This window comes from Microbacterium sp. CPCC 204701, assembly GCF_004010105.1.
GTDB lineage: Bacteria > Actinomycetota > Actinomycetes > Actinomycetales > Microbacteriaceae > Microbacterium.
On the sequence record NZ_RRYE01000261.1, the window covers coordinates 1 to 4420 of the forward strand.

General features: G+C 69.8%; 6 protein-coding genes and 1 pseudogene. 5 read left to right on the forward strand and 2 right to left on the reverse strand.

What is annotated here, in order from left to right:
- The 5 genes and pseudogenes from EIO58_RS13415 to groL all read left to right on the forward strand — a co-directional run.
- A pseudogene (locus tag EIO58_RS13415) lies at positions 1–311 on the forward strand (DUF2332 domain-containing protein); the annotation flags it as partial.
- A 9-nt stretch (positions 312–320) separates the two neighbouring features.
- Positions 321–569: a DUF3263 domain-containing protein gene (locus tag EIO58_RS13420; RefSeq protein ID WP_127819960.1), complete on the forward strand. Its 249-nt coding sequence runs from the start codon at positions 321–323 to the stop codon at positions 567–569.
- Positions 570–702: 133 nt separating this feature from the next.
- Positions 703–1185: a LytR C-terminal domain-containing protein gene (locus tag EIO58_RS13425; RefSeq protein WP_240658838.1), complete on the forward strand. Its 483-nt coding sequence runs from the start codon at positions 703–705 to the stop codon at positions 1183–1185.
- A 134-nt stretch (positions 1186–1319) separates the two neighbouring features.
- Positions 1320–1520 carry a cold-shock protein gene (locus EIO58_RS13430; protein ID WP_127819962.1) on the forward strand — a complete coding sequence of 67 codons (201 nt, stop codon included), beginning with the start codon at positions 1320–1322 and terminating at the stop codon, positions 1518–1520.
- A gap of 186 nt (positions 1521–1706) precedes the next feature.
- The gene (gene groL, locus EIO58_RS13435) at positions 1707–3326 is read left to right on the forward strand and encodes a chaperonin GroEL (RefSeq protein ID WP_127819963.1); all 1620 of its coding nucleotides are present in this window, start codon (positions 1707–1709) and stop codon (positions 3324–3326) included.
- A gap of 81 nt (positions 3327–3407) precedes the next feature.
- On the opposite strand, the gene EIO58_RS13440 is transcribed toward groL, so the two are convergent.
- Positions 3408–3695: a WXG100 family type VII secretion target gene (locus EIO58_RS13440; protein WP_127819964.1), complete on the reverse strand. Its 288-nt coding sequence runs from the start codon at positions 3693–3695 to the stop codon at positions 3408–3410.
- A 145-nt stretch (positions 3696–3840) separates the two neighbouring features.
- On the reverse strand, positions 3841–4420 hold a 580-nt coding region (locus tag EIO58_RS13445; RefSeq protein ID WP_164861701.1), incomplete at its 5' end, for a sensor histidine kinase.

Below are 4420 nucleotides of genomic sequence, written 5' to 3' on the forward strand. Positions count from 1 at the left end.
AGGTGCTGCGGCGGGCGGCCGCCCTCGCGCCGCGCGACGCGACGCTCGTCGTGACGACGCCGGGAGTGCTGCCGCACATTCCGCGCGCCCGGCGCGAGCGGCTGATCGAGACCGTGCGCGCCCTCGATGCCGTGTGGATCACGATCGACCCGCCGGCACTGCACGGGAGGTGGCGTCCGCCCGTCGACGCTGTCGCCTGGGGCGGCTTCGTGCTCGGCCGCGACGGGGTGCCGCTCGCCGCGGTCGATCCGCTCGGCGCGTTCGTGCATTGGCGCGCGTGGCGCACGGAGGGGACGGATGCCGCGGGCTAGCGTTGCCTCGTGCCCCTGACCGACCGCGATCGCGCCATCCTCGACTTCGAGGCGGAGTGGCGACGCCACGCGGGAGCCAAGGAGGAGGCCATCCGCGCCGACCTCGGCGTGTCGCCGGCGCGCTACTACCAGCTGCTCGGACGCCTCATCGACACGGCCGAGGCTCAGCAGCACGATCCCATGCTCGTCAAGCGACTGCGGCGTGTGCGGGACGAGCGGCTGCGGGATCGCGCGGGGCGCGCCGCCGACGCGCGCTGACCCGGCGCTCACGGGGGGCACGGGTTTCGCCGGGTAACATCGTCGGGTGCCGAGATCGACCTTTTCCCGGGATCGCTTCGACGACCTCCCCGACGTGGACAGGGTCGGCGCGCACCGCGCGGAGAATCCCCGCATGCGCGGATGGGTCGTGCTGCTGTGGGCGGCCCTCGCAACGGTCGTCCTGATCGCGATCGGCATCTTCGGCACCCTGATCGCCTCCGGGCGCATCGACCTCGCGCCGACGCCCGCCCCGACGGTGACTCCCGAGCCCGAGGTGACGCCCGTCGTCGACACGGCCTACCAGGTGCAGATCCTCAATGCGACGCCCGAGGAGGGCCTGGCGACGCAGACGAAGGACATCGTCGTCGGCGCCGGGTGGGCGCCCGACAGCGTGCTCGCCAGCGGCGCCGGCTCGCAGGACTTCCCCGAGACGACCGTGTTCTACCTCAACCCCGAGGACCAGGCGGCCGCCGCCGGTCTGGCCGGCGCCATCGGAGGCGCGGCCATCGAGCAGAGCGAGGCCTACCAGCCGGCGTCGCCCGACGTGAAGCAGCTGACCGTCGTGATCGGCCTCGATCGCACGGCGGCCGGCCAGACTCCCGAACCCACGCCTTAGTCGCCGCGCGCGTATGTGTTTCGAACCGGTAAACAGTTGAGTGCGTGCGTGTCAACAAGTGACGAAATCCGGGGTTGCGCATGTGTCGCCGTGCATAACATGAAGCCGAGTACCGCCGGCAACAGGAGATTCGCATGACGCAGGGCACCGTGAAGTGGTTCAACGCTGAGAAGGGGTTCGGCTTCATCACCGTCGCCGACGGCCAGGACGTGTTCGTCCACTACTCCAACATCGACATGACCGGGTTCCGCGTCCTCGAAGAGGGCCAGGCAGTGGAGTTCACGCTGGGGACAGGGCAGAAGGGTCCGCAGGCCGAGTCTGTTCGCGTCGTCTGACGGCGCGGCCGAGGACCGCAGGCGCGCACATATGAGACGGGATGCCATGAGGCATCCCGCTTCTGCGCGTTGCGGCATCCTCTCCGTGGCTTGCACTCGATGGGGTCGAGTGCCAGAATGATTTAGCACTCGTGATTGTTGAGTGCTAATACCCAAAAGCCAACGTTCCGGAGGGACGACACACACATGGCAAAGATCATCGCTTTCGACGAGGAGGCCCGCCGTGGCCTCGAGCGCGGCCTGAACATCCTCGCCGACGCCGTCAAGGTGACGCTCGGCCCGCGCGGTCGCAACGTCGTGCTCGAGAAGAAGTGGGGCGCTCCCACGATCACGAACGACGGCGTCTCGATCGCCAAGGAGATCGAGCTGGACGACCCGTACGAGAAGATCGGCGCGGAGCTCGTCAAGGAGGTCGCCAAGAAGACCGACGACGTCGCGGGTGACGGCACCACGACCGCGACCGTGCTCGCCCAGGCGCTCGTTCGCGAGGGCCTGCGCAACGTCGCGGCCGGCGCCGACCCCATCTCGCTCAAGAAGGGCATCGAGAAGGCCGTCGCGGCCATCACCGCCGAGCTGCTCTCCAGCGCGAAGGAGGTCGAGTCGAAGGAGCAGATCGCCGCGACGGCCTCGATCTCGGCCGCCGACACCGAGATCGGCGCGCTCATCGCCGAGGCCATCGACAAGGTGGGCAAGGAGGGCGTCGTCACCGTCGAGGAGTCGCAGACCTTCGGCACCGAGCTCGAGCTCACCGAGGGCATGCGCTTCGACAAGGGCTACATCAACCCCTACTTCGTCACCGACCCGGAGCGCCAGGAGGCGGTCTTCGAGGACGCCTACATCCTCATCGCGAACCAGAAGATCTCGAACATCAAGGACCTTCTGCCGATCGTCGACAAGGTGATCCAGGACGGCAAGGAACTCGTCATCATCGCCGAGGACGTCGAGGGCGAAGCCCTCGCGACCCTGGTGCTGAACAAGATCCGCGGCATCTTCAAGTCGGTCGCCGTCAAGGCTCCCGGCTTCGGTGACCGTCGCAAGGCGCAGCTGCAGGACATCGCGATCCTCACGGGTGGCCAGGTCATCACCGAGGAGGTCGGTCTCAAGCTCGAGAACGCCACCCTCGACCTGCTCGGCCGTGCGCGCAAGGTGATCGTCACCAAGGACGAGACCACGATCGTCGAGGGCGCCGGCGACGCCGCTGCCATCGAGGGTCGCGTGACCCAGATCCGTCGCGAGATCGACAACACCGACAGCGACTACGACCGCGAGAAGCTCCAGGAGCGCCTCGCCAAGCTCGCCGGCGGCGTCGCCGTCATCAAGGCGGGTGCGGCGACCGAGGTCGAGCTCAAGGAGCGCAAGCACCGCATCGAGGACGCCGTCCGCAACGCGAAGGCGGCCGTCGAGGAGGGCATCGTCCCCGGTGGTGGCGTCGCGCTCATCCAGGCCGGCAAGGTCGCGTTCGAGGGCCTCGAGCTCACGGGCGACGAGGCGACCGGTGCGAACATCGTTCGCGTCGCGATCGAGGCCCCGCTCAAGCAGATCGCGCTGAACGCCGGTCTCGAGCCGGGTGTCGTGGCCAACAAGGTCGCGGAGCTGGAGCCCGGCTTCGGCCTCAACGCCGCGACCGGCGAGTACGGCGACCTGTTCGCACAGGGCATCATCGACCCGGCCAAGGTGACCCGCTCGGCGCTGCAGAACGCCGCGTCGATCGCCGCGCTGTTCCTCACCACCGAGGCCGTCGTCGCCGACAAGCCCGAGAAGGCGGCGGCTCCGGCCGGCGACCCGACGGGTGGCATGGACTTCTGATCCGAAGTCCGCGCTGCGAAGCGCCACACGAATGGCCCCTCCGCACGGAGGGGCCATTCGTCGTTTCGCGGTCGGCCCGCGTCAGCGGAACAGGCTGGTGGTCGCGAGCTCGGTGTCGGCGTACTGACGGCCCGCCGCCGACAGTGCGGCGTTGATGCCCGCCAGAGAATCCTCGACCTGGCGCTGGGTGGCCCGCCACTGGTCGACGACGCCGTGGAACGCGATCGAGGCCGATCCGGTCCATGACGACTGCAGCTGCGTCAGCTGCGCGAGCATCGCGTTCGACTCGGCCTGCAGCCGATCGATCGTGCCGCGCACCGCGGCGGTGGAGGCGAGGACGGCGTCGCTGTCGACGGAGAAGACGGCCATGAAGGCTCCTTGCGCTGCAGGCGGGCGGCCGGATGCCGGAACCCGCGGTTCCTGAAACGCTAGGCGTGGCGTGCAGCCGGGGTGCGGCATCCGTCGTCATCTGTGCACAGCGCCGCCCAGGCCGTGACGGTGGAGGAGGCGCCGCTCACTCCGCGGCATCGGCCAGGCGCGGCAGCGGCTGCGTCGGGATGTGGAGGTGCTCGGCCGCATCGCGCGCGTCGGCGAGGGGGAGGGCGACGCGGAAGGTGGCGCCACCGCCCGGCGTGTCGACGACCCCGACGCTGCCGTGGAGCGCCTCGACGATCGAGGCCACGATCGACAGCCCCAGGCCCGAGCCGCCGGTCTCGCGCGTGCGCGATGTGTCGGCGCGCCAGAAGCGCTGGAAGATCTTGTCTTTGATCTGGTCGGGCACGCCCTCGCCGTGGTCGACGATCTCGATCCAGCCCATGCGCGCGGTCGCATCGACGCCGATGCGCAGCTCGATGGGGGAATCCTCGGCGGTGAATCGGCGCGCGTTGCCGAGGAGGTTGGCCACGACCTGCCGGACGCGGTTCTCGTCGCCGAGCACCACCGGCTGCACCGTCCCCGTGTGGGGGCGGCCCTCTGGCGTGGGCAGCACCGACGGCGACGCGTGCGGCGCGGCGCCGTTCGCCTCGAGGGCGGGCACGGGCTTGGGCCGCCGCCGCAGCAGCGAGAGGGTTGCGCCCGCGCGGGCGATCGCAGAC

Coding starts and splice junctions, on each gene's coding strand:
- EIO58_RS13425 (WP_240658838.1), top strand. CDS start 703: ATGCGCGGATGGGTCGTGCTGCTGTGGGCGGCCCTCGCAACGGTCGTC.
- EIO58_RS13430 (WP_127819962.1), top strand. CDS start 1,320: ATGACGCAGGGCACCGTGAAGTGGTTCAACGCTGAGAAGGGGTTCGGC.
- groL (WP_127819963.1), top strand. CDS start 1,707: ATGGCAAAGATCATCGCTTTCGACGAGGAGGCCCGCCGTGGCCTCGAG.
- EIO58_RS13440 (WP_127819964.1), bottom strand. CDS start 3,695: ATGGCCGTCTTCTCCGTCGACAGCGACGCCGTCCTCGCCTCCACCGCC.